This window comes from Curvibacter fontanus, from assembly GCF_054780335.1.
On sequence record NZ_BAAGWN010000003.1, the window covers coordinates 28,456 to 49,125 of the forward strand.

A 20,670-nucleotide genomic window follows, 5' to 3' on the forward strand; every position below is an offset into this window, starting at 1 on the left:
TTGATGAAAGTCTCAATTGTCCTGCCGGGGCTGGCGCCGCATCAGCGCGCGCAGCACCAGGGCCGTGACGGCCAGGCCGATCCAGGTCGAGAGCCCGATGACGACCAGCATGCGCAGGCCGTATTCGCCGATCAGGCCCAGGTGCGTCATCACGCCCACACCCACCGGCACGAAGAGCAGCGAGAGGTGGGCCAGCAGGAAGTCCGCGCAGGCGGCCACCGGCGTGCGCACGGCTTCGAAGCGCAGCGCGGCGAGCAGCAGCACCAGGCCCACGACCGGGCCGGGGAAGGGCAGGCGCAGGCCGTGTGCGAGCAGTTCCCCGGCGGATTGCAGCACCAGCAGCCAGGCAAATCCGCGCAGGGCGTTCATTTCAGTGGCTCGGGTGAAGCTTGTCAGAGCCCTTGTGGCACCGGCGACGTCTGAAGCGGGCCAAGCGGGGAACGCCGTGGAACCGGCTTTGCCGGGCCGCTGGCGTTGCCCCCTGCAAGGGGGGTGGCGAAGCGACACGAAGTGCGCGTAGCCTGGGGGTGCGTCATATCAGAACCGCGGCAGGTCGGGGTGGCTGATCTGGCCGGCGCGCACCAGCATCTTGCCGTACTCGGCGCAGCGGTTGTGCGTGGGGATGACCTTGCCGGGGTTGAGCAGGCCCTGCGGGTCGAAGGCGCGTTTCAGACCCAGCATCTGCTCGTTTTCGGAGGCAGAGAACTGCACGCACATGGAGTTGAGCTTTTCCACGCCCACGCCGTGTTCACCCGTGACCGTGCCGCCCATGGCCACGCTGGTCTCCAGGATGTCGGCGCCGAAGAGTTCGCAGCGGTGCAGCTGGTCGGGGTCGTTGGCATCGAAGAGGATCAGCGGGTGCAGATTGCCGTCGCCCGCATGGAAGACGTTGAGGCACTTCAGGCCGTACTTGCCCTCCATCTCCTGGATGGCCAGCAGGATGTCAGCCAGGCGCGCGCGTGGAATCGTCGAGTCCATGCACATGTAGTCGGGCGCGAGGCGGCCGCTGGCCGGGAAGGCGTTCTTGCGCCCGCTCCAGTACTTCAGGCGCTCGGCCTCGTCGCGGCTGACCGCGATCGCGGTGGCGCCGGCCTGGCGCAGCACCTCGCTCATGCGGCCGATCTCCTCCTCCACCTCTTCGGGTGTGCCGTCGCTTTCGCACAGCAGGATGGCGGCGGCGCTCAGGTCGTAACCGGCGTGCACGAAATCTTCCACCGCCGCTGTCATGGGCTGGTCCATCATCTCCAGCCCGGCCGGGATGATGCCCGCGGCAATCACCGCGGCCACCGCGTCGCCCGCCTTGCGCACGTCGTCGAAGCTGGCCATGATGCAGCGCGCCAGCTGGGGCTTGGGCACCAGCTTGACCGTCACTTCCACGGTCACGGCCAGCATGCCTTCGCTGCCGATGAAGACGCTCAGCAGGTCGTAAGCCGGCACGTCCAGGGCTTCGCTGCCGAATTCGACGGGCTCCCCCTCCACCGTGTAGCCGCGCACCTTGAGCACGTTGTGCACGGTCAGGCCGTACTTGAGGCAGTGCACGCCGCCCGAGTTCTCGGCCACGTTGCCGCCGATGGTGCAGGCGATCTGGCTCGACGGATCGGGCGCGTAATAGAGCTTGTGGGGCGCGGCGGCCTCGCTGATGGCCAGGTTGCGCACGCCGGCCTGGACCAGGGCGGTGCGGCTGACGGGGTCGATCTTCAGGATCTGGTTGAACTTGGCGAGCGACAGGGTCACGCCCATGGCGTTGGGCATGGCCCCGCCCGACAGGCCGGTGCCCGCGCCGCGCGCCACCACGGGCACGCCCAGGGCATGGCAGGCCTTGAGCACACCCTGCACCTGCACCTCGGTCTCGGGCAGGGCCACGACCAGGGGGCGTTGGCGGTAGGCCGTGAGACCGTCGCACTCGTAGGGGGTGGTGTCTTCGGCCTGCCAGAGCAGGGCATGGGCCGGCAGCACGGCCGAGAGGGCGTGCACGACCTGGGCCTGGCGCTGGCTGCGCTGCAGGGCGTCGATCTGGGGGGCCGAGGCAGGGGCGTTCATGCCGGCCATTCTAGGCCCAGCCCAGGCCCGGCGCTCTACCCGCTTCCCTATAATTTGCCTCTTCCCCACTCATGCTCCTGCGGTAGCTGCCCATGTCCGATCGTCTTGCCGTGCTGCCGCAGTACCTGCTGCCGAAAAAAGCCATCAATGCCTTCTCCGGTCTGGTCGCCGGCTCTGAGATGGGCGCCATCACCACCGGCATCATCCGCCGTTTCATCCGCCGCTACGACGTCAACATGGCCGAGGCGGCCAAGTCCGATCCGGCCAGCTACGCCAGCTTCAACGCCTTTTTCACACGCGCCCTCAAGGACGGGGCCCGCCCCCTGGCGCAGGCCTCCTGGGTCTGCCCCGTGGACGGCGCGATCAGCCAGTTCGGTGCGATCGAGCGCGACCAGATCTTCCAGGCCAAGGGCCACCGTTACAGCACTACGGCCCTGGTGGGTGGGGATGCCACGCTGGCCGCGCAGTTCGAGAACGGCCATTTCGCCACCCTGTACCTGAGCCCGCGCGACTACCATCGCATCCACATGCCCTGCGAGGGCACGCTGACCCGCATGATCTACGTGCCGGGGGATCTGTTCTCGGTCAACCCCACCACGGCGCGGGGTGTGCCCGGCCTCTTCGCCCGCAACGAGCGGGTGGTCTGCGTCTTCGACACGGCGCGCGGCCCCATGGTGCTGGTGCTGGTGGGCGCCACCATCGTGGGCAGCATGGCCACGGTCTGGCACGGCGTGGTCAACCCGCCGCGCCGGCCGGTTGTGACCGAATGGCACTACCAGGGGCAGGGGATCACCCTGGCCCAGGGGGCCGAAATGGGCCGTTTCCTGCTGGGCTCCACCGTCGTGATGCTGTGGCCGAACACCGCCATCCGGTTTAACCCCGACTGGACACCCGCCCGCCCGATCCGGCTTGGTGAGAAAATGGCCGATTCACTGTCTTAAACGGAGTTTTTATGCCCGCACTTCTGCCCAACGTGGATCCCGATGGACTGCTCGAGTTCTCGGTGGTCTACACCGACCGAGCGCTCAACCACATGTCCAAGCGCTTCCAGGGCGTGATGCGGGACATCTCCGGCATCCTCAAGGAAGTCTACAAAGCCAAGTCCTCGGTGCTGGTGCCCGGCAGCGGCACCTTCGGCATGGAAGCCGTGGCGCGCCAGTTCGCCACCGGCAAGAAGACCCTGGTCATCCGCAACGGCTGGTTCAGCTACCGCTGGACCCAGATCTTCGAGATGGGCAACATCCCGGCCAGCTCCACCGTGCTCAAGGCCCGTCGTGTCGGCACGGGCTCCCAGGCCCAGTGGATCCCCTGCCCGGTCGATGAAGTCGTGGCCCGCATCAAGGCCGAGAAGCCCGACGTGGTCTTCGCCCCGCACGTCGAAACGGCAGCCGGCATGGTCTTGCCCGACGACTACCTGAAGAAGGTGACCGACGCCGTCCATGACGTGGGCGGCCTCTTTGTGCTGGACTGCATCGCCTCCGGCTGCCTGTGGGTGGACATGCAGGCTACGGGCGTGGACATCCTGGTCAGCGCCCCGCAAAAGGGCTGGAGCGGTTCCCCCGCCTGCGCCATGGTCATGCTCAGCGAGCGCGCCCGCAAGGCCATCGACGGCACGACCAGCACCAGCTTTGCGGCCGACCTCAAGAAGTGGCTGCAGATCATGGAGGCCTATGAAAACGGCGGCCATATGTACCACACCACCATGCCCACCGACGCTCTGGGGCGCCTGGACGAGGTGATGCGCGAGACCAAGGCCTACGGCTTTGAGAAAGTCAAGCAGGAGCAGATCACCCTGGGCACCAAGGTGCGCGATCTGCTGGAGGCCCGTGGCTTCGTCAGCGTGGCCGCCGAGGGTTTCAAGGCCCCGGGTGTGGTCGTGAGCTACACCACCGACCCCGAAGTCCAGAACAGCAAGAAATTCCTGGCCCAGGGCCTGCAGACCGCCGCCGGCGTGCCCCTGCAGTGCGACGAACCCGCCGACTTCAGCACCTTCCGCATTGGCCTCTTCGGCCTGGACAAGCTGCACAACCCCGACCGCAGCGTGGCCCAGCTGGCCGCTGCGCTGGATAAATTGGGGTATGTGGAGAAGGTGGCGCAGGCGGCCTGATTTTCTTCGCTCCAAATAAGAAAGCCCCGACTCGAGAGAGTCGGGGCTTTTTACTTGTGAGCCGTAGTCGACCTTCTGCTGATAAAGGGCTGTTGTCGGCCAGAATCAGTCATCCGAATTGTTCCCAGAAAGCGGCCCATCGCCATGCAAAAACATTTTTTATCAGAAGATTTATTGAGTCGAGATGAAACATACAGGGAATTCACTCTGATTAGAGGGCAATGCCTTGCTGCATATGCTTTCCTGGAAAATTCATTGGTTAGTCTTTTTGCTCATTTAATGGGAACCTCTAGAGATTTCGCAGGGGTGTCATTCTTCAAAATGAATAACGCCAGGGCTAGAAATGCAACGCTGGAAAGGTTGTTGAAGAAGAGACACGGCTCAACTCACAATATCTTTTGGAACTCATATAGCGAACAATTACGTGGACTTGATGCAAAAAGAAATAACATCGTTCATTGGGCTACGATATCTGAATACATAAGTGGCCCACCGATTTCAAAGGTTGTTTTAGTTCCACCAAATTACGAGGATGGCGATGAAAATACCCCAGAAATTCGACTTGAAAACCTCATAGAGTTTATTGAAAGATGCGACTTCTTAGCTCGTTTAACTGAGATGTTCTTGTTTATTCTTGGCAGCCGATTGGCATTCGTTAATCGCGATGAGGCAAACAAGATTTTGCCAACATGGATAGAAATATTTCAGAATCCAATAGCCTATCCGCCCCCAGAGGCGCATCCGTTATGCCGGAAGCACTGAGGCTTAAAAAGCCAGTCTCAATCATTTCATCCGTGATGTTGAACGTCAGCTTTCTGCCGTGATGTACACCCGTTTTGGGTCGCAAGCAGTCCTAGGGTAATAGCCGTCAGTTGGCCTTAGGTAACGAAAAGCTCCGAGTTTCTAGGCGTCGGGGCTTTTGTTTCTACGTCGAGATTGTCTACTTGAGGATCGTCGTCTCACGCGCGTTGAGCAGCACGCGGGTCGTCCCACTCATGAACGGATGCCGTCGCGCCTCATCATGCCGGAAAGCAGGACCGAGCGAGTTCTGGCGTTCGGAACAGCCGCGAGCAGGGCCTGCGCGACGACAGATGCCGGAATGGGTTTGTAGTTGGCGGGGATGAGGAAGCCCAGAACCCGTGCGATCGCAGCGCCGATCACTTCGCCGGACCGCTTGGGCTGCCCCAGGACCTCCCGGTCGCCGATCAGCAATGAGGGACGGGCGATGACGATGCCCTCGAAGGGCAGCTTGGCCAGCGCGTCTTCCAGTTCGCCCTTGACACGGTTGTAAAAAATCTTCGAACGGGCGTTGGCGCCCATGGCGCTCACCAGGCCCACCTTTTTGACACCAGCGGCGAGGGCCGCCTGGGCCACCGCCAGGTTGGTGTCGTGATCGATCGCACGGAAGGCGGCCTGGCTGCCGGCGACCTTGATCGTTGTGCCGAGCGCCAGGTACACCTCGTCGGCGGGTGGCAGCGGCGGCAGTGCGGCGAAGTCGACGACGTGGGCTGTCAGCTTGGGATGCTGCGTGGCCGGCGTTCGACGCCCCAGGCTGTGCACCGCGCTCACGGTGGGGTCGGCCAGCAGGCCCTGGAGGATCTCCCGGCCCACCAGACCGGTGGTGCCTGCAAGGATGACGGTTCGGTTGCTCATGCGCGGATTCTCCCTCGCTTCTCCGCAGATACCCAGCGCTCTCTTGTTTGGCCGCACCGGGCCGGTCGCGCGCACAAAAAGAGAGAGGCCAGGCGCTTGCCGGGCCATGTTTTTGTATCTACAATAACTCCGTGCGTATCACCTACGATCCGGCCAAACGTGACAAGACGCTCGCGGACCGGGGGCTGGACTTCGAGGATGCCCTGGAGGTTTTCCAGGGGCTCACCGTTGAGCTGGAAGATACGCGCAAGGACTATGGTGAACGCCGCATCCTCTGCTTCGGTCTGCTTGAAGGCCGGATGGTGGTGGTCGGTTACACCCCGCGTGGCGCGGTGCGCCACATCTTCAGCATGCGAAAGGCCAATGACCGTGAGCAAACCCGCCTCGCGCCGTACTTCGGGCTCTGACCTGGCTCGCGTGGATGCCCACGTGGTCAAGCCTGCAGAGTACAAGGAGCTGCCCGAACTCACCGACGAGATGCTGGCCCGGGCCGTCGTCAAGCGCGGCGGCCGTCCGCGCGCTGTGAATCCACGTCAGCTCATCAGCCTGCGTTTGCCAGCCGAGGTCATTGCCCGCTGGCGCGCCACCGGGCCGGGCTGGCAGACCCGCATGGCAGAGCGTCTTGCCAGGGCGCCCGTGTCACAGGCTAGAACTGACAACTGACGCGATAACCATTCAACAAAAAGCCCCGGGTCGCTGGACGCCGGGGCTTTTGTTTGTGAGGGCAGCCGCTTACTTGAAGATCACCGTCTTGTGTCCGTTGAGGAGCACGCGGTGTTCGCTGTGCCACTTCACGGCGCGGGCCAGCACCTGGCTTTCGGTGTCACGGCCGATGGCGGTGAGGTCTTCCACGGTCTTGCTGTGGTCCACGCGGGCCACGTCCTGTTCGATGATGGGGCCTTCGTCCAGGTCGGCCGTCACGTAGTGAGCGGTGGCGCCGATGAGTTTCACGCCGCGGTCATGCGCCTGGTAATAGGGCTTGGCGCCCTTGAAGCTGGGCAGGAAGCTGTGGTGGATGTTGATGGCCTTGCCAGACAGCTTGCGGCACAGGTCGTCGCTCAGCACCTGCATGTAACGCGCCAGCACCACCAGTTCGGCGCCCTCGGCCTGCACCACCTCGTACTGCTTGGCTTCGGCCTGGGCCTTGGTGGCGGCCGTCACCGGGATGTGGTGGAAGGGCACGTTGTAGCTGGCCGCCAGCTGGTAGAAGTCGCGATGGTTGGAGACGATGGCGCGGATGTCGATGGGCAGCAGGCCGATCTTCCAGCGGAACAGCAGGTCGTTGAGGCAATGGCCTTCCTTGCTGACGAAGAGCACGGTGCGCATGGCCGTGGCCGTTGTGTGCAGGCTCCACTGCATGGCATAGGGCTCGGCGAAGAGCTTGAGCTGGACCTGCAGATCCTCGTAGGTCACCTGGCCGCAGGAAAACTGCACGCGCATGAAGAACAGGCCGGTGGCGTGGTCGTTGTACTGGGCGGCTTCTTCGATGTTGCCGCCGCGTTCGAGCAGGAAGCCGGAGACGGCGTGCACCAGGCCCAGGCGGTCGGGACAGGAGAGGGTGAGGATGTAGGCTGGGCTCATAAGGTCACTTGTGGCTGGAGTGTGGGTTGATGCCTGCGGCCCGCTTTTGACGGCCGCAGACTTCAATTGTCGCCATTTTCCGGATCTGACCCGGGCCCGGGGCCCCAGCCGGTGTTCTGGTCCACCCAGGCCAGGTAGACCGCGCTGCCGGCAGTGATGGGCAGCTGGATGATCTCCGGTGTTTCGTAGGGGTGGCGCTCGCGGATCCAGGCTTCCAGCGCCGGGTAAAGCGCGCTGCGCGTCTTGATGCTCAGCAGCCATTCGGGCTCGTCGTGAGCCTGCGCCTGCCAGACGTAAAAGCTCCGGATGGCCTGCAGCTGCACGCAGGCGCCCAGGCGGGCCTGCACGATGGCGCGGGCCAGTTCGGCGGCCTGGGCTTCGCTGGGCAGGGTGGTCTGCACCACGCAGTGCGGGGAGGGTTCGTCACGCATGTGTCGGGGTTCCTCGTTGGATGCGGCGATACTACGCCCAGCTTTTCCTCCGTATGCGCTTCACTTCCTCTGTACGTACCGTGGCCACGCTGCTGCTGGCGCTGGCGGCCGCCCTGCTCTGTGTCTGGCTGCGCACCCCGCTGCCCTGGATGATCGGCCCGCTGCTGGCCACGGGCGCGGCCTCCGTGCTGCGCGCGCCCACCCGGAGCTCGGCGCCGCTGCGCAATATGGGGCAATGCACCATCGGCCTGGCCCTGGGCCTGTACTTCACGCCGCAGGTCGGCGCCATGGTGCTGAGCCTGTGGTGGGCGGTGCTGCTGGGTGTCATGTGGGCCATGGTGCTGGGCTGGCTGTTCGATCTGTGGCTGCAGCGCGTGAACGCGCATCGCCTGCCAGGCCTGGACCGGGCCACCACCTGGTTTGCCGGCGCCATCGGCGCCGCCTCCGAGATGACCCTGCTGGCCGAACGCGCCGGCGGCCGCACCGACCTGGTGGCCGCGGCGCACAGCATGCGCCTGCTCATCGTGGCCGTGCTCATTCCTTTTGCCCTGCAGTTCAGCGGCCAGCACGGGCTCGACGCCTCGTTCAACAGCATCAGTGCGCGCTTCGACGTCGGTGGCCTGTTGTGGCTGGCCCTGGCGGCCAGCGGTGCGTCCCTGCTGCTCGACCGCATGGGCCGGGCCAACCCCTGGTTCATGGGCCCCATGCTGGTGGCCATGGGCCTGACCCTGGCCGGCATCGAGTTCTCGGCCATCCCGTCCTGGCTCTCCAGCGCCGCGCAACTGCTGATCGGCGTGAGCCTGGGCGTGCGTTTCACGCCGGCCTTTGTGCACACGGCGCCGCGCTGGCTGGCCACGGTGGCCCTGGGGACCCTGGTGCTGATCGTGCTGAGCGCAGCCTTTGCGTGGCTGCTCTCCCTGGGCACCGGCCTGCATCCGGCGACCATGGTGCTGGGCACCGCGCCCGGCGGCATCGCGGAGATGTCCATCACCGCCAAGGTGTTGCAACTCGGCGCGCCGGTGGTGACGGTGTTCCAGATCTGCCGGCTGTTTGCGGTGCTGCTGCTGGTGGAGCCGCTGTACCGCTGGCGGGTCGCAGCTTCTTAGTGCATGTTCAGCGGCAGGGTCGCCAGCTCGGTGTACTGGGCCAGCGTGTCTTCCACCTCTTCCTGTGACGGTGTCGTGCGCTGCCATTCGGCCAGGCGCTGCTGGAACAGCTCGGCCCAGGAACCGTCCAGGTAGATGCCCTTGCCGGCGCGTTTGTCCACGATCTCGAAGCCGTGGCGCAGCAGGGTCGGCAGATTGCCGTCGCTGTCCTCGACCGCCTGGGTGGCGGCCGGCTCGGCCGTGGCCTGCAGGTGGTTCACGATGTAATCGTCGGAGTTGTAGAGGGTGTGCATGGGGGGAAGGCCAAGGGGGCCTGTATCCCAGTTGGCGCTGCCGCGGCCGATTTCAAGGGCCGGGCGGCGGGCTGCTCAGGGCGGCTCGCTGCCGCGCCACTGCTGGTCGATGAAGTCGCCGTTGTCCTGCGACAGGCGGATGCGCGCCGGCAGCCAGCCCAGGGCCGGGGCCAGCCAGAGCTCGGCGTTGGGCTCGTCGCTGCGCGTGGCCGCGCGCGTGAGCTTGACGGTGGCCTGCTCGCCGCCGGGCAGGTCGATCTTCTCCTCGCCCGCCACCACAAAACGCCAGCTCTCCGGCCCGTAGATGCCCATGGCGGGGAAGGTGAGAGCCGTGCCGACCGGGTAACGCTGCCGCGCCGCGCCGATCAGGCCGCCCAGCTGCATGAAAATACTCAGATGGTCCTGCGCGCCCTCGGGCAGCGGCACGGGCTCCGTGCCTTCACTGAAGCGGATGCGCCCGGCCGCGTAGTCGAAATCCACGCTGCGGTCCTTGTTCACGCGGTCAACGAAGCGCTGCGGTTGCAGGCCGGCCGGGGTGAGCTGGCCCTGGCTGTGCTGCACGCGCGAACCCAGCAGGAAGAGGTTGACCTCCATGCGGGCCTGGTAGGCGCGGCCGTCGTGGGTCCAGAGCAGTTCACCGCCGGCGCGGTAAGGCAGGAAACCGACACGCCCGCGGATGGCGTATTGCAGGCGCAGCGGCGCGGGCAGGGCCAGGGTGGGCACAGGGGCCGCAGTCGGCGTGCTGGCCGCGACCGGGGGTGCAGGCGATGGGGGCGCAGGCGATGGGGGCGCGGCCAGGGCCGCGCTGCACAGCCAAAGCAGCAGGCCCGCAGAAATCACAGACGGTGTCTTCAAATTGTGTGCCCCAGGTCGCGCAGCATCAGCGGCCCGCTGGCGCGCGCCAGCGCGTCGACGAGGGCAAAGCCCACCTCGACCGACTGGATGCCTGCGCGTGTCTTGTCCATGATGTAATTGCAAGGAAACCTGTTTCGACAGGCGTACTTTAACGATACGTCATCCGAGTAACCATCGATGAAGCTTGCCACCTACAAGGACGGTTCGCGCGACGGCCAGCTGGTCGTCGTCTCGCGCGACCTGAGCACGGCGCATTATGCGACCGGCATCGCCTACCACCTGCAGCAGGTGCTGGACGACTGGAACTTCCTCTCGCCGCAGCTGCAGGACCTGTATGTCGCGCTCAACCAGGGCAAGGCGCGCCACGCCTTCCCCTTCGATCCGGCGCAATGCATGGCGCCGCTGCCGCGCGCCTACCAGTGGGCCGACGGCTCGGCCTACATCAACCACGTGGAACTGGTGCGTCTGGCGCGCAAGGCCGAGGTGCCGGCCAATTACTACACCGAGCCGCTGATGTACCAGGGTGGCAGCGACGACTTCCTGGGCCCGCGTGACGACGTGGTGTGCGTCAGCGAGGCGCACGGCATCGACTTCGAGGCCGAGGTGGCCGTGGTCACCGCCGACGTGCCCATGGGCGCCACGCCCGAGCAGGCGCTGGACGGCATCCGCCTGCTGATGATCGCCAACGACGTCAGCCTGCGCCACCTGATCCCCGACGAGCTGGCCAAGCACTTCGGCTTCCTGCAGAGCAAACCCGCCACCGCCTTCGGCCCGGTGGCCGTCACGCTGGACGAACTCGGTGATGCGTGGCAGGGCGGCAAGCTGCACCTGACCCTGCAAAGCGTATGGAACGGCCGTACCGTGGGCATGTGCGAGGCCGGCGAGGAGATGACCTTCCACTTCGGCCAGCTCATCGCCCATCTGGCCAAGACACGCAATGTGCGGGCCGGCAGCATCATCGGTTCGGGCACGGTCAGCAACCGCGCCACCGAGGCGCATGGCAAGAAGGAATGGAGCAAGGGCTACAGCTGCATCGCCGAGAAGCGCGCCATCGAGACCATCCAGGACGGCCAGCCCGTCACCGATTACATGAAGTTCGGCGATACGATCCGCATCGAGATCAAGGGCAGGGACGGCCAGTCTGTTTTCGGGGCCATCGATCAGAAGATCGTGCCGCTGGGCAAGTAAGACGCTCTCTGCCGATGAAAAAGGGCGACCCGCGGGTCGCCCTTTTGTTTTGCCTGAGGGGCAGTTCAAAGCTGGCGGTTCATCTGGTCGTATTTGAGAAAGTACTGCTTGGCCATGGCCACCAACTGGCCGTCGCTGGGGTGGTCGCTGGTGATCACGCCGACGATGGCTTTGTCGATGTCCTGGTCATGGCGTGCGCAATGCGCCTTGAACTCGTCCTTGGCCTGGGCCGGGCCGGTGATCAGGATCTCGTGCACGTCCTTGAGAGCCTCGGCGATCGAGTGGTGGTAGCTCTCGTCGCCGCTGCTGTGGCCGCCGGTGGCCTTGTGGTGGCTGCGAGACTTGATCTTCTGCGCGGCGATGTGCTCGCGGTCGAAGAGGATGACGTGGGCTTCGGAGCGGTCGAGCCAGACGATGGCGTGGAAAGCGGGCATGGTGGCTTCTTTCCAGGGGTCGTGTGGGGGTGAGCGGCGGGCTTCAGGCGCGCCGTCCGTGTCCGAGCTTGTCCTGGCAGGCGATGCGGCACGGCCTCGACGGCGTCGAGCTCGGTGCTCTCGCGGGCATCGAGCGTGAACTCCAGGTCGCGCTCGGTCTCCAGCTGGGCGCATGAATCCTCCTTCTGCCCGCCGAAGTGCTCGTCCGAGGCCTGCGCCCCCACTCTGCGCCCGACTTTGATGCAGGTCCAGGCCGGCGCCGGTGAGGGATAATGCGAACCTATGCAGACCCTGCGCCACGCCCCTTACATCGCCCGCCTCGTGCTGGCGTGTTTCGTGCTGTCGCTGGGTGTGGCCGTCGCCTCGCCCATCGTGAAGCCGCAGTCCATCGAGCTGGTCTGCGCCAGCGGCGGCGCCATGAAGCTCATCGTCAAGAATGCCGACGGTGGCGCCGATGAAGTCCGTGGCCACACCCTGGACTGCCCCATGTGCCTGCCCGCGGGTGCGCCGCCTGCGCTGGCGCAACCCGAGCCCTTCGTCCCCTCGGTCCTGGCGCACGCCCTGCGCCCGCTGGCGGCGGCGCACATCGCCGGCCGAACGGCCGCACCCCTTCCCCCTCGCGGTCCTCCCGCCTTCTCCTGATCCATCGCGTCAGCCTGCCCGGTGCCTGCACCGGCCCGGCTGTGTTCCCTGATGTTTCCGGAGAATATTCATGCGGAAGAACCGCCTGGTCATGGCCTTGGCCCTGGCCTTCCCTTTGGCCTTTGAGGCTTCGGCCCGGAGCGTCGCGGCACAGGCCGAGACCGACACACCGGCGAAATCGCTCGGTGTGGTCACCGTCAACAGCGGCCAGCCCACCTCGCTGCCCACGCAGATCCCCGCCACCATCGAAGGCGTGACGCGCGAGCAGATCGCGGAGACCGTCAACGCCACCGACAGCGAGGACGCGCTCAAGTACTTCCCCAGCCTGCTGGTGCGCAAGCGTTATGCGGGTGATTACAACCACGCCGTGCTGTCGAGCCGCGCCTCGGGCACGGGCAACAGCGCGCGCTCGGCGGTGTACGCCGACGGCATCCTGCTCTCCAACTACCTGGGCAACGGCGCCACCTACGCGCCGCGCTGGGGCATGGTGAGCCCCGAGGAGATCGAGCGTGTGGACGTGATGTACGGCCCTTACTCGGCGGCCTATCCCGGCAACTCCGTGGGTGCGGTGGTGGACTATGTGACGCGCATGCCCACCCGCTTCGAGGGTTCGGCCAGCCTGGGCGCCTGGAACCAGAACTTCAAGCTCTACAACAGCAGTGCCAGCTACGGCGGCACCCAGGGCAGCGCCTCGCTGGGCAGCCGCAGCGGCGACTGGTCCTGGTGGGTGCATGTGAACCACACGGACAGCACGGGCCAGCCCCTGGTGTTCGCCACCAGGCTGCTGACGGCCACGGCCGGCGCGGGCACCACACCCGTCACGGGCGCCGTGCGCACCCTCAGCACCACCAACGCGGACAACTACATCCTGGGCACCAACACCCAGTACCACACCGTGCAGGACCAGGCCCGGATCAAGCTGGCCTACGACTTCTCGCCCACGCTGCGGGCCAGCTACACCCTGGGCAGCTGGGCCAACACCGCCGAAGGTAAGCCGCAGAGTTATCTGCGCGACGCGGCGGGTTATGCCGTGTACTACGGGGACGTGCAGATCAACGGCCAGAACTACAACGTCAACAACGCCTTCAACGCCTCGCGTGAAAGCCTGGCCCATGTGATGCACGGCCTCTCGCTCAAGAGCAACACCAAGGGCGAGTGGGACGGGGAACTGGCCGCCAGCGTCTACGACTACGGCCGCGACCAGCTGCGCGCCGCCACGCTCTCGGCCGCTTCCACGCTCAGCGGCGGCGCGGGCACGATCACCGACCAGCAAGGCACGGGCTGGTCCACTGTGGTGGCGCGTGGTACCTGGCGGCCCCAGGGCCTGCAGGGCGCGCACATCGTGGACTTCGGCGCCCAGCAGGACAACCACCAGCTGCGCATCCTCAAGTCCAACATCACCGGCAACTGGCTCACTGACGAGGCGGGTTCACTCAACAGCGATGTCGGCGGCAAGACGCAGACCCAGGCCCTCTACGGCCAGGACAGCTGGGCTTTTGCCCCGCGCTGGAAAACCGTGCTCGGCGCGCGCGTGGAGCAATGGAGCGCCTCAGGCGGTTACACCCGACTCAGCGGCTCCACGCCGGTGGACTACGCCAGCCGCAGCGAAACCCATGTGTCTCCCAAGGCCGCGCTGGCCTGGCAGTGGTCGGCCGACAAGGTGCTCAAGGCCGCCACGGGCCGTGCCGTGCGCATGCCCACCGTGCAGGAGCTCTACGGTTCCACCTCCAACGCCAACCTCTCCTTCGTGAACGACCCGAATCTGGCGCCCGAAAAATCCTGGACCACCGAGCTCACCCTGGAGCAGGACCTGGGCCGCGGCCTGCTGCGCCTGACCCTGTTCAACGAAGACACGCGTGACGCGCTGTACTCACAGCTCATCCCCGGCAGCACCACCACCAGCCGCGTGCAGAACATCGACGCGGTCAACACCAAGGGCGTGGAGCTGGCCTACAACGGCAGCGACGCGCTGCTCAAGGGGCTGGAGCTGTCCGGCAGCCTGACCTATGCGGACTCGCGCATCGTCAGCAACCCTGCGAACCCGGCCAGCGTGGGCAAGTACCAGCCGCGCGTGCCGGTCTGGCGCGCCACGGCCCTGGTCAACTACCGCTTCGACGAAAAACAGAGCGGCTCCTTGGGTATGCGCTACAGCGGCAAGCAGTATTCCACGCTCGACAATTCGGACGTCAATGGGGATGCCTACACGGGCGCCAGCAGCTACCTGGTGACCGACCTGCGCTGGCGCTACCGCCTCAACCCCAAGGCCGTGGCTTCGCTGGGCATCGACAACCTGACCGACGAAACCTACTGGAGCTTCCATCCCTACCCGCAGCGCACCTACGTGGCGGACCTCAAAGTCAATTTCTGAAAGATCCCGTATGAAACATCTCAATGCCTTCTTGCGCGCCGCCGCCCTGCTGGCGAGCGCCACCACGGCTTCGGCCCACGTGGTCCTGGAAGACCAGGCCGCGCTGGCCGGCAGCAGCTACCGCGCGACCTTCCGCGTGGGCCACGGCTGCGACGGCAGCCCCACCACGGCCATCCGTGTGTTCCTGCCCGTAGGCGTGCGCGGCGCCAAGCCCAGCCCGAAGCCGGGCTGGACCCTGGCCGTGCGGCGCGAGACCCTGGCCCAGCCCTACAGCAGCCACGGCAAGACCGTGCGCGAAGACGTGGTCGAGGTCAGCTGGACGGCCAGCAGCCCGGCGTCTTTCCTGCAGGACGACTGGTATGACGAGTTCGTGCTGCGCGCCACGCTGCCCGAGCAGGCCGGCGCCCTGTGGTTCCGGGTGGAGCAGGGTTGCGTCCAGGGCCGGCTGGACTGGGCCGAGATCCCCGCGCAGGGCACTTCGACCCGCGGCCTCAAGGCGCCGGCCGTGCTGCTCGAGGTGCTGCCCTCGGGCGCACCGGCCCACGCGCACTGAGTCCTTTGAATTCCCCTTATAGTTTTGAATCAGGAGTACCACCATGATGTCCTTCAAGAACCTGGCTGCCCTGCTGGCCGCCTTCACCGTCCTGGCCGCCCAGGCCCAATCTGTCGAGGTGCGCGAGGCCTGGGCCCGTGTCACCGTGCAGGGCCAGAAAGTCAGCGGTGCTTTCATGAAACTCACCGCGAAGGAAAACACACGCCTGGTCGGCGTGTCCTCGCCTGTGGCCGGCATCACCGAAGTGCATGAGATGAAGATGGACGGTGACATCATGCGCATGCGTGCCGCTCCGGATGTCGAGCTGCCCGCTGGCAGGACCGTCGAGTTCAAGCCCGGGGGTTACCACGTCATGCTGATGGACCTCAAGACCGCCCTGCGCAAGGACGGCACCATTCCCCTGACCCTGGTCTTCAAGAATGCCAAGGGCGTGGAAAGCAAGCTGCAGGTGCAGCTGCCGGTGCGCACGGCGGCCCCGGGTGCCGATGCCCACGGCGCCGGCATGAAACATTAGGAGCCTGGGAAACTCGTGAAGCAATCGTAGCGAGCACCGTCCAACGACGCGATCGGGTTGCGCAGTGGATTGATGCGCGTGTTTTAGCGCCCCAGCAGATTGCGCTGCACATGGATCAGATGGCCCCGCGTGCAGTCCAGCGCGCGCTCCAGGTCGCGCTCGCGCAGCGCGGCGACCAGCTGGCGGTGTTCGCGCTGGTAGGCCTCGCGCCGCTCGGGTGTGACGCTGCGGCGCTTGAGCATGCCCCATTCGCCCTGGGCGCGGGCCTGGTTCATGAGCTTGAAGACCTGGCTCACGAAGCTGTTGTGCGCGGCTTCGGCGATCACCTCGTGCAGCAGGCCGTCCCAGTGCTCGAAGTCTTCCAGGGTGTGGGCCGCTTCGGCGCGCTCGCAGCACTGGGTCATGCGCGTGAAGTCGGCCGGCGTGGCATTGCGCACCACCATCTCCACGATGGCCGGCTCCAGCGCCATGCGCACTTCCATCAGCTCGGACGGGCTGACCGCCGCCGTGGCAGCGCTGGACTCCAGCGCCGGCAGCAGGGTGGCGATGCGCTCGCTCACATAGGTGCCGCTGCCCACCGTCTGCGTGATCAGCCCGGCCTCCTTGAGCTGCCCCAGCACGCGGCGCACGGCCGAACGGCCCAGGCTGTACTCGGTGCACAGCGCGCGTTCGGTCGGGATGCGATGGCCGGCGCGCCAGATGCCGGACTTCAGCTTTTCAAGCAGGGTTTCACGCAGCAGGGCGGTGGGGTCCATGGGTCGCAGGGCAATGGTGGAGGGTTGGGCCGTGTCGCGATCGATCATAGACCAAATGAGACCAATGAGCGGGCGGGCTACGTGTTTCCCCCGCGCGTAAGAATGACAATGAGCCTCTATAATTTCCTACCAAGATAAACCAATTGCAACCAATAGCCGGTTGCCTCTCAGGAGTCCGCATGAAAATCGCGCGTGTGCAAAAAGACGGCCAGATTCACCTGGCCCTGGTCGATGAAGCCAAGCAGGAAGTCGCCCTGCTCGGCGGCCCGCTGGCCCAGCACCCCAACCCGGTGCTCAACGTCATCCAGCTGGGCGTGAGCGCCGCGCAGCTGCAGGCCGCCGTGACGGCGCGCGTGCCCATGGTCCAGGTCAGATTCCTGGCCCCGCTCTCGGCCTTCCTGCGCAACCCCTTCGCCGTGGGCAAGAACTACCACGATCACGCCATGGAGTTCGACAAGAGCGGTTTCAACGCCACCAGCGGCGCCGCCTCGGCCATCCCCGCCTTCCCGCAGATCTTCACCAAGGCCACGTTCACGCTCAACGGCCCCACCGACCCCATCCAGTACAACCCCAAGCACACCCAGTCGGTGGACTACGAGGGCGAGATCGGCGTGGTCATCGGCGCCACCTGCCGCAACGTCAGCAAGGACGACGCCATGAAGCAGGTCTGGGGTTTTGTCGCCATGAACGACGTCACCGCGCGCGACCTGCAGAAGAACCACGCGCAGTGGTTCCTGGGCAAGTCCCTCGACGGCTTCTGCCCCATCGGTCCCTGGATCACCACCACCGACGAGGCCCCCACCGACATGCGCATGCAGACCTGGGTCAACGGCGAGCAGCGCCAGAACGCCCACATCTCGCAGCTGATCTTCGACGTGCCCACCCTGATCGAACAGATGAGCGCCGCCATGACCCTGCTGCCCGGCGACATCATCGCCACCGGCACCTCGGTGGGCGTGGGCGTCGGCTTCAATCCGCCCAAGTTCCTGAAGCACGGCGACGTGGTGCGTGTGGCCATCAGCGGCCTGGGCGAGCTGAACAACCCCGTCCAGGAAATCTAGGCGAGGCGAACCGGAACAGCCGTTCGCCCTGAGCTTGGTCGAAGGGCCCTTCGTCCTTGCTCAGGACAGGCTCGGCCCGAACGGTAGGATGTACCAACACAACGAGGAGACCCCCATGACCCAACGCCGTGAATTTCTGCAACTGAGCGCCGCCGCGCTGGCGGCCGCCGGCCTGCCCGCCCTGGCGCAGGACGTCTACCCCAGCAAACCCCTCACCATGCTCGTGCCCTTCCCGCCGGGCGGCGTGGCCGATACCGTGGGCCGTCCCGTGGCCGAGGCCATGGCGCGCGCGCTGGGCCAGCCCATGGTGGTGGAAAACAAGGGCGGCGCCGGCGGTGGCATCGGCATGGCGCAAGTGGCCAAGTCGCGTGCCGACGGCTACAGCCTGCTCATGTCGCTTTCCTCCGTTGTCGTGCTGCCCGAGGCCGACAAGATGCTCAAGCGCAACCCGCTCTACACCCTGGACCAGCTCAAGCCCGTGGCGCGCTTCACGGCCGATCCCACCGCCCTGGTGGTGCGCGCCGACAGCCCCTGGAAGACCTACCAGGACTTCATCAACCATGTGAAGAGCAAACCCGGCCAGGTGACCTTCGGTTCCTCGGGCAACTACGGCACCATGCACGTGCCCATGGAGCAACTCAAGGTCGCCACCGGCACCTTCATGCTGCACGTGCCCTACACCGGCGCGGGCCCGGCCGTCATGGCCCTGCTGGCCGGCCAGATCGACGCGCTGTCCACCGGCCCGTCCAGCGTGATGCAGCACGTGCGCGCCGGCAAGCTGCGTGTGCTGGCGCATTGGGGTGAAGGCCGCCTGGCCGCCCTGCCCGAGGTGCCGAGCTTCAAGGAGCTGGGCGTGCCCATCAGCTACTCGCAGTGGTCCGGTCTCTTCGTGCCCGCCGGCACGCCCGAGGCCGTGGTGACCCGGTTGCGCCAGGCCGCCAAGGCCGCCTCCGAAGATGCGCGCGCCAAGCAGTCGCTGGTGGCCGCGGGCACCTCCTTCATGTACCAGGACGCGCCCGAGTTCGAGCGTTTTGTGCAGACGGATGCCAAGGCCATGGCGGCGCTGGTGCAGCGCATCGGCCGCGTCGAGTAAACGCCCGCAGCCCCTTTATGCCCTGTGACCGGCCCGCCACGCGGGCCGGTTTCTTTTTGGGGGGATGCGGCGCGCGGGCCCGCCATGCGGTAAGCTGTTTCCCAGTGAACCCTGCAGGAGCGGCTGGATGAGCAAACCGTCAGACCCCACAGGCTTCGGCCAGTTCGTGCCGGGCTTCGATTTCCTGCAAAAACTCGCCCAGGGCGGCAAGACCCCCATGGCCGGCTGGGTCGCTCCCACGCTGGACCCCGAGGCGCTGGACAAGCGCATCAGCGAACTCAAGGCCGTGCAGTTCTGGCTGGACCAGAACGCCGCCGCACTCAAGGCCACCATCCAGGCGCTCGAAGTGCAGAAGATGACCCTGGCAACGCTCAAGAGCATGAACGTGCCCATGCCCGGCGCCGGCATGGCCTGGCCCATGTCGGGCGCTGCGCCCGCAGCCCAAGCCGCAGCGGCGCCGCAAGCCAAGGCGCCGCCCGCCTCCTCCGCAGAACAAGCAGCCGCCAGCGCCACACCGATGGCCGACCCCATGCAGTACTGGGGTGCGCTGACCCAGCAGTTCCAGCAGATTGCCGGCCAGGCCATGAAAGACGCGGCCGCGCGCAGCGCTGCGGCGGCCAAGGCCGCGCCAGCGCCCGCCGCCAAGCCTGCGAAAAAAACCGCTCCGCGCAAACCCAAGCCCAGCGCCTAGGGTCTGTTCGCACTTGAGAAATCAGTGAAACAGGCCCACGACCGTGATGAAAAACTTTCCCCTGGCCCACGCCACCCACCCGCAATGGCGCATGGCCGCCGCGCTGGTGCTGGCCCAGTTGCGCGCGCAGCTGGCCCTGCCCGGTGCGGGCAGCCCCACGCTGGCCCTGCTTTACATCAGCGACCACTACGCCGCCGAGGCCGAGGCCATCCTCGCCCATCTCAGCGCCGAACTGCCCGAGGTGACCGACTGGGCCGGCACCGTGGGTGTGGGCATAGCTGCGACCAACGTCGAGTACTTCGACGAACCGGCCATGGCCGTTTTGCTTTGCGACCTGCCCGCCGACCAGTACCGTGTGTTCTCCGGCGTGGCGCCACTGGGCCTGGGCTTCGATGCGCACACCGCGCTCGTACACGCCGACGGCCGCACGCCCGAGCTGTCCGAACTCCTCAGCGAGATGGCCGCGCGCACCGGCAGCGGCTACCTCTTCGGCGGCCTGGCCGCCAGCCGCGGCGAGAGCGTGCAGTTCGCGCTGGGCGGTGACGGTTTCATCCGCGGCCAGGGGCGCTCCACCGGTGTGTTTCACGGAGGGCTCAGCGGCGTGGCCTTCGGCGAAGGCGTGTCTGTGGTCTCGCGCGTCACCCAGGGCTGCTGCCCCGTGGCCGGCAGCCACACCATCACCGAAGCCGAGCGCAACGTGGTCTACCGGCTCGACGGTGAGCCCGCCCTGCAGGTGCTGCTGCGCGAGCTGGATGTGACGCTGGACGAACCCGAGCAGGCCCTGTCCGCCGTGCGCGCCACGCTGGCCGGCCTGGTGCATGCGCAGGACGTGGCCGCGGACGGCCGCGCCATCAGCCGCACCGGCAACTTCGGCAGCGACGTGCGCGTGCGCCACATCATCGGCCTGGACCCGCAGCGCGGCGGCGTGGCCCTGGCCGAGGTGGTGGAAGAGGGCATGCAACTGGCCTTCTGCCAGCGCAATGTGCAGGCCGCGCGCGCCGACCTCATGCGCATCTGCGCCGAGATCCGCGAGGAACTGGAGCCCGAGGAACTGCCGCTCACCGTGACCGCGGCAGGTGTCGATGCTGCGCCTGCCACCCGCCGCATTGCCGGCGCGGTCTATGTCAGTTGCTCAGGCCGCGGCGGCCCGCACTTCGGCGGCCCCAGCGCCGAGCTGCAGATCCTGCGCCATGCGCTGGGCGAGGTGCCCCTGGTGGGTTTCTTCGCGGGCGGTGAGATCGCGCGGCATCATGTGTATGGCTACACGGGGGTGCTGACGGTGTTTCTGGCGGATTGAGGCTTTGA

24 protein-coding genes and 1 pseudogene are annotated in these 20,670 nt (G+C 66.3%); 15 read left to right on the forward strand and 10 right to left on the reverse strand.

The annotated features are described in order from the left end of the window. Positions 1-12: 12 nt before the first annotated feature. Both ACYVH8_RS00680 and ACYVH8_RS00685 read right to left on the reverse strand, forming a co-directional pair. The gene (locus ACYVH8_RS00680; protein ID WP_460486953.1) at positions 13-369 is read right to left on the reverse strand and encodes a CidA/LrgA family protein; all 357 of its coding nucleotides are present in this window, start codon (positions 367-369) and stop codon (positions 13-15) included. Between the two features lie 168 nt (positions 370-537). Continuing rightward, positions 538-2,040: an FAD-linked oxidase C-terminal domain-containing protein gene (locus ACYVH8_RS00685; protein WP_460486954.1), complete on the reverse strand. Its 1,503-nt coding sequence runs from the start codon at positions 2,038-2,040 to the stop codon at positions 538-540. Positions 2,041-2,132: 92 nt separating this feature from the next. On the opposite strand from ACYVH8_RS00685, the gene asd reads away from it, so the two are divergent. From asd to ACYVH8_RS00700, 3 genes are all read left to right on the forward strand, one after another. Next, on the forward strand, positions 2,133-2,981 hold the full coding sequence (asd, locus tag ACYVH8_RS00690; RefSeq protein WP_460486955.1) for an archaetidylserine decarboxylase: 849 nt from the start codon (positions 2,133-2,135) through the stop codon (positions 2,979-2,981). A gap of 11 nt (positions 2,982-2,992) precedes the next feature. Further along, complete coding sequence (locus ACYVH8_RS00695) at positions 2,993-4,147, forward strand: aminotransferase class V-fold PLP-dependent enzyme (protein ID WP_460486956.1); 1,155 nt, start codon at positions 2,993-2,995, stop codon at positions 4,145-4,147. Between the two features lie 144 nt (positions 4,148-4,291). Beyond that, entirely contained in the window at positions 4,292-4,909 is a 618-nt protein-coding gene (locus ACYVH8_RS00700) for a hypothetical protein (RefSeq protein WP_460486957.1), read from the forward strand. Positions 4,910-5,140: 231 nt separating this feature from the next. On the opposite strand, the gene ACYVH8_RS00705 is transcribed toward ACYVH8_RS00700, so the two are convergent. Next, the gene (locus ACYVH8_RS00705; protein WP_460486958.1) at positions 5,141-5,800 is read right to left on the reverse strand and encodes a Rossmann-fold NAD(P)-binding domain-containing protein; all 660 of its coding nucleotides are present in this window, start codon (positions 5,798-5,800) and stop codon (positions 5,141-5,143) included. A 131-nt stretch (positions 5,801-5,931) separates the two neighbouring features. Between ACYVH8_RS00705 and ACYVH8_RS00710 the strand changes: the two genes are divergently transcribed. Together ACYVH8_RS00710 and ACYVH8_RS00715 are read left to right on the forward strand one after the other, a co-directional pair. After that, positions 5,932-6,207 carry a BrnT family toxin gene (locus ACYVH8_RS00710; protein ID WP_460486959.1) on the forward strand — a complete coding sequence of 92 codons (276 nt, stop codon included), beginning with the start codon at positions 5,932-5,934 and terminating at the stop codon, positions 6,205-6,207. Then, complete coding sequence (locus ACYVH8_RS00715) at positions 6,164-6,463, forward strand: BrnA antitoxin family protein (RefSeq protein ID WP_460486960.1); 300 nt, start codon at positions 6,164-6,166, stop codon at positions 6,461-6,463. Before ACYVH8_RS00710 ends, ACYVH8_RS00715 begins: the two co-directional genes overlap by 44 nt. Before the next feature lie 69 nt (positions 6,464-6,532). Here ACYVH8_RS00715 and purU read toward each other — a convergent pair whose 3' ends face one another. After that, positions 6,533-7,381: a formyltetrahydrofolate deformylase gene (purU, locus tag ACYVH8_RS00720; protein WP_460486961.1), complete on the reverse strand. Its 849-nt coding sequence runs from the start codon at positions 7,379-7,381 to the stop codon at positions 6,533-6,535. Between the two features lie 62 nt (positions 7,382-7,443). Continuing rightward, entirely contained in the window at positions 7,444-7,812 is a 369-nt protein-coding gene (gene cutA / locus ACYVH8_RS00725) for a divalent-cation tolerance protein CutA (RefSeq protein ID WP_460486962.1), read from the reverse strand. A gap of 53 nt (positions 7,813-7,865) precedes the next feature. On the opposite strand from cutA, the gene ACYVH8_RS00730 reads away from it, so the two are divergent. Then, a complete protein-coding gene (locus ACYVH8_RS00730) occupies positions 7,866-8,918 on the forward strand; it encodes an AbrB family transcriptional regulator (protein ID WP_460486963.1) in 1,053 nt (350 codons plus the stop codon). On the opposite strand, the gene ACYVH8_RS00735 is transcribed toward ACYVH8_RS00730, so the two are convergent. The 3 genes and pseudogenes from ACYVH8_RS00735 to ACYVH8_RS00745 form a co-directional block, all read right to left on the reverse strand. After that, complete coding sequence (locus tag ACYVH8_RS00735; protein WP_460486964.1) at positions 8,915-9,211, reverse strand: BTH_I0359 family protein; 297 nt, start codon at positions 9,209-9,211, stop codon at positions 8,915-8,917. The two genes, ACYVH8_RS00730 and ACYVH8_RS00735, sit on opposite strands and share 4 nt — an antisense overlap. A gap of 75 nt (positions 9,212-9,286) precedes the next feature. Next, entirely contained in the window at positions 9,287-10,066 is a 780-nt protein-coding gene (locus ACYVH8_RS00740) for a DUF3108 domain-containing protein (RefSeq protein ID WP_460486965.1), read from the reverse strand. 11 nt (positions 10,067-10,077) lie between these two features. Next, a pseudogene (locus ACYVH8_RS00745) lies at positions 10,078-10,176 on the reverse strand (IclR family transcriptional regulator); the annotation flags it as partial. A 67-nt stretch (positions 10,177-10,243) separates the two neighbouring features. On the opposite strand from ACYVH8_RS00745, the gene ACYVH8_RS00750 reads away from it, so the two are divergent. Further along, positions 10,244-11,254, forward strand: coding sequence for a fumarylacetoacetate hydrolase family protein (locus tag ACYVH8_RS00750; RefSeq protein ID WP_460486966.1), 1,011 nt, complete (start codon positions 10,244-10,246; stop codon positions 11,252-11,254). 65 nt (positions 11,255-11,319) lie between these two features. Here the strand turns inward: ACYVH8_RS00750 and ACYVH8_RS00755 are convergent, their stop codons facing one another. After that, positions 11,320-11,688, reverse strand: coding sequence for a hypothetical protein (locus ACYVH8_RS00755; protein ID WP_460486967.1), 369 nt, complete (start codon positions 11,686-11,688; stop codon positions 11,320-11,322). Positions 11,689-11,970: 282 nt separating this feature from the next. Between ACYVH8_RS00755 and ACYVH8_RS00760 the strand changes: the two genes are divergently transcribed. The 4 genes from ACYVH8_RS00760 to ACYVH8_RS00775 all read left to right on the forward strand — a co-directional run bounded on the left by ACYVH8_RS00760 (position 11,971) and on the right by ACYVH8_RS00775 (position 15,765). Next, positions 11,971-12,330, forward strand: coding sequence for a DUF2946 domain-containing protein (locus ACYVH8_RS00760; RefSeq protein ID WP_460486968.1), 360 nt, complete (start codon positions 11,971-11,973; stop codon positions 12,328-12,330). A 70-nt stretch (positions 12,331-12,400) separates the two neighbouring features. Next, positions 12,401-14,698: a TonB-dependent receptor gene (locus ACYVH8_RS00765; protein WP_460486969.1), complete on the forward strand. Its 2,298-nt coding sequence runs from the start codon at positions 12,401-12,403 to the stop codon at positions 14,696-14,698. 10 nt (positions 14,699-14,708) lie between these two features. After that, positions 14,709-15,251 carry a YcnI family copper-binding membrane protein gene (locus ACYVH8_RS00770; protein ID WP_460486970.1) on the forward strand — a complete coding sequence of 181 codons (543 nt, stop codon included), beginning with the start codon at positions 14,709-14,711 and terminating at the stop codon, positions 15,249-15,251. Positions 15,252-15,297: 46 nt separating this feature from the next. Then, positions 15,298-15,765 carry a copper chaperone PCu(A)C gene (locus ACYVH8_RS00775; protein WP_460487133.1) on the forward strand — a complete coding sequence of 156 codons (468 nt, stop codon included), beginning with the start codon at positions 15,298-15,300 and terminating at the stop codon, positions 15,763-15,765. 83 nt (positions 15,766-15,848) lie between these two features. On the opposite strand, the gene ACYVH8_RS00780 is transcribed toward ACYVH8_RS00775, so the two are convergent. Beyond that, entirely contained in the window at positions 15,849-16,568 is a 720-nt protein-coding gene (locus ACYVH8_RS00780; RefSeq protein WP_460486971.1) for a FadR/GntR family transcriptional regulator, read from the reverse strand. Positions 16,569-16,699: 131 nt separating this feature from the next. On the opposite strand from ACYVH8_RS00780, the gene ACYVH8_RS00785 reads away from it, so the two are divergent. From ACYVH8_RS00785 to ACYVH8_RS00800, 4 genes are all read left to right on the forward strand, one after another. Then, on the forward strand, positions 16,700-17,581 hold the full coding sequence (locus ACYVH8_RS00785) for a fumarylacetoacetate hydrolase family protein (protein WP_460486972.1): 882 nt from the start codon (positions 16,700-16,702) through the stop codon (positions 17,579-17,581). 115 nt (positions 17,582-17,696) lie between these two features. Then, entirely contained in the window at positions 17,697-18,674 is a 978-nt protein-coding gene (locus ACYVH8_RS00790; RefSeq protein WP_460486973.1) for a tripartite tricarboxylate transporter substrate binding protein, read from the forward strand. Positions 18,675-18,801: 127 nt separating this feature from the next. Continuing rightward, positions 18,802-19,365, forward strand: a complete 564-nt coding sequence (locus ACYVH8_RS00795) for a PhaM family polyhydroxyalkanoate granule multifunctional regulatory protein (protein WP_460486974.1) — start codon at positions 18,802-18,804, stop codon at positions 19,363-19,365. A 46-nt stretch (positions 19,366-19,411) separates the two neighbouring features. Then, positions 19,412-20,662 (forward strand): FIST signal transduction protein, encoded by a 1,251-nt coding sequence (locus ACYVH8_RS00800; RefSeq protein WP_460486975.1) that lies wholly within the window; start codon positions 19,412-19,414, stop codon positions 20,660-20,662. The last annotated feature ends 8 nt before the right edge of the window (positions 20,663-20,670 follow it).

Bases quoted from the DNA above. Each gene is read 5' to 3' on its own strand.
- cutA (WP_460486962.1), bottom strand. From the start codon at position 7,812: ATGCGTGACGAACCCTCCCCGCACTGCGTGGTGCAGACCACCCTGCCC.
- ACYVH8_RS00785 (WP_460486972.1), top strand. From the start codon at position 16,700: ATGAAAATCGCGCGTGTGCAAAAAGACGGCCAGATTCACCTGGCCCTG.
- ACYVH8_RS00755 (WP_460486967.1), bottom strand. From the start codon at position 11,688: ATGCCCGCTTTCCACGCCATCGTCTGGCTCGACCGCTCCGAAGCCCAC.
- ACYVH8_RS00780 (WP_460486971.1), bottom strand. From the start codon at position 16,568: ATGATCGATCGCGACACGGCCCAACCCTCCACCATTGCCCTGCGACCC.
- ACYVH8_RS00800 (WP_460486975.1), top strand. From the start codon at position 19,412: ATGAAAAACTTTCCCCTGGCCCACGCCACCCACCCGCAATGGCGCATG.
- ACYVH8_RS00700 (WP_460486957.1), top strand. From the start codon at position 4,292: ATGCAAAAACATTTTTTATCAGAAGATTTATTGAGTCGAGATGAAACA.
- ACYVH8_RS00760 (WP_460486968.1), top strand. From the start codon at position 11,971: ATGCAGACCCTGCGCCACGCCCCTTACATCGCCCGCCTCGTGCTGGCG.
- ACYVH8_RS00765 (WP_460486969.1), top strand. From the start codon at position 12,401: ATGCGGAAGAACCGCCTGGTCATGGCCTTGGCCCTGGCCTTCCCTTTG.
- ACYVH8_RS00790 (WP_460486973.1), top strand. From the start codon at position 17,697: ATGACCCAACGCCGTGAATTTCTGCAACTGAGCGCCGCCGCGCTGGCG.
- ACYVH8_RS00770 (WP_460486970.1), top strand. From the start codon at position 14,709: ATGAAACATCTCAATGCCTTCTTGCGCGCCGCCGCCCTGCTGGCGAGC.
- ACYVH8_RS00730 (WP_460486963.1), top strand. From the start codon at position 7,866: ATGCGCTTCACTTCCTCTGTACGTACCGTGGCCACGCTGCTGCTGGCG.
- ACYVH8_RS00705 (WP_460486958.1), bottom strand. From the start codon at position 5,800: ATGAGCAACCGAACCGTCATCCTTGCAGGCACCACCGGTCTGGTGGGC.
- ACYVH8_RS00750 (WP_460486966.1), top strand. From the start codon at position 10,244: ATGAAGCTTGCCACCTACAAGGACGGTTCGCGCGACGGCCAGCTGGTC.
- ACYVH8_RS00775 (WP_460487133.1), top strand. From the start codon at position 15,298: ATGTCCTTCAAGAACCTGGCTGCCCTGCTGGCCGCCTTCACCGTCCTG.
- asd (WP_460486955.1), top strand. From the start codon at position 2,133: ATGTCCGATCGTCTTGCCGTGCTGCCGCAGTACCTGCTGCCGAAAAAA.
- ACYVH8_RS00685 (WP_460486954.1), bottom strand. From the start codon at position 2,040: ATGAACGCCCCTGCCTCGGCCCCCCAGATCGACGCCCTGCAGCGCAGC.
- ACYVH8_RS00680 (WP_460486953.1), bottom strand. From the start codon at position 369: ATGAACGCCCTGCGCGGATTTGCCTGGCTGCTGGTGCTGCAATCCGCC.
- purU (WP_460486961.1), bottom strand. From the start codon at position 7,381: ATGAGCCCAGCCTACATCCTCACCCTCTCCTGTCCCGACCGCCTGGGC.
- ACYVH8_RS00715 (WP_460486960.1), top strand. From the start codon at position 6,164: ATGACCGTGAGCAAACCCGCCTCGCGCCGTACTTCGGGCTCTGACCTG.
- ACYVH8_RS00695 (WP_460486956.1), top strand. From the start codon at position 2,993: ATGCCCGCACTTCTGCCCAACGTGGATCCCGATGGACTGCTCGAGTTC.
- ACYVH8_RS00795 (WP_460486974.1), top strand. From the start codon at position 18,802: ATGAGCAAACCGTCAGACCCCACAGGCTTCGGCCAGTTCGTGCCGGGC.
- ACYVH8_RS00735 (WP_460486964.1), bottom strand. From the start codon at position 9,211: ATGCACACCCTCTACAACTCCGACGATTACATCGTGAACCACCTGCAG.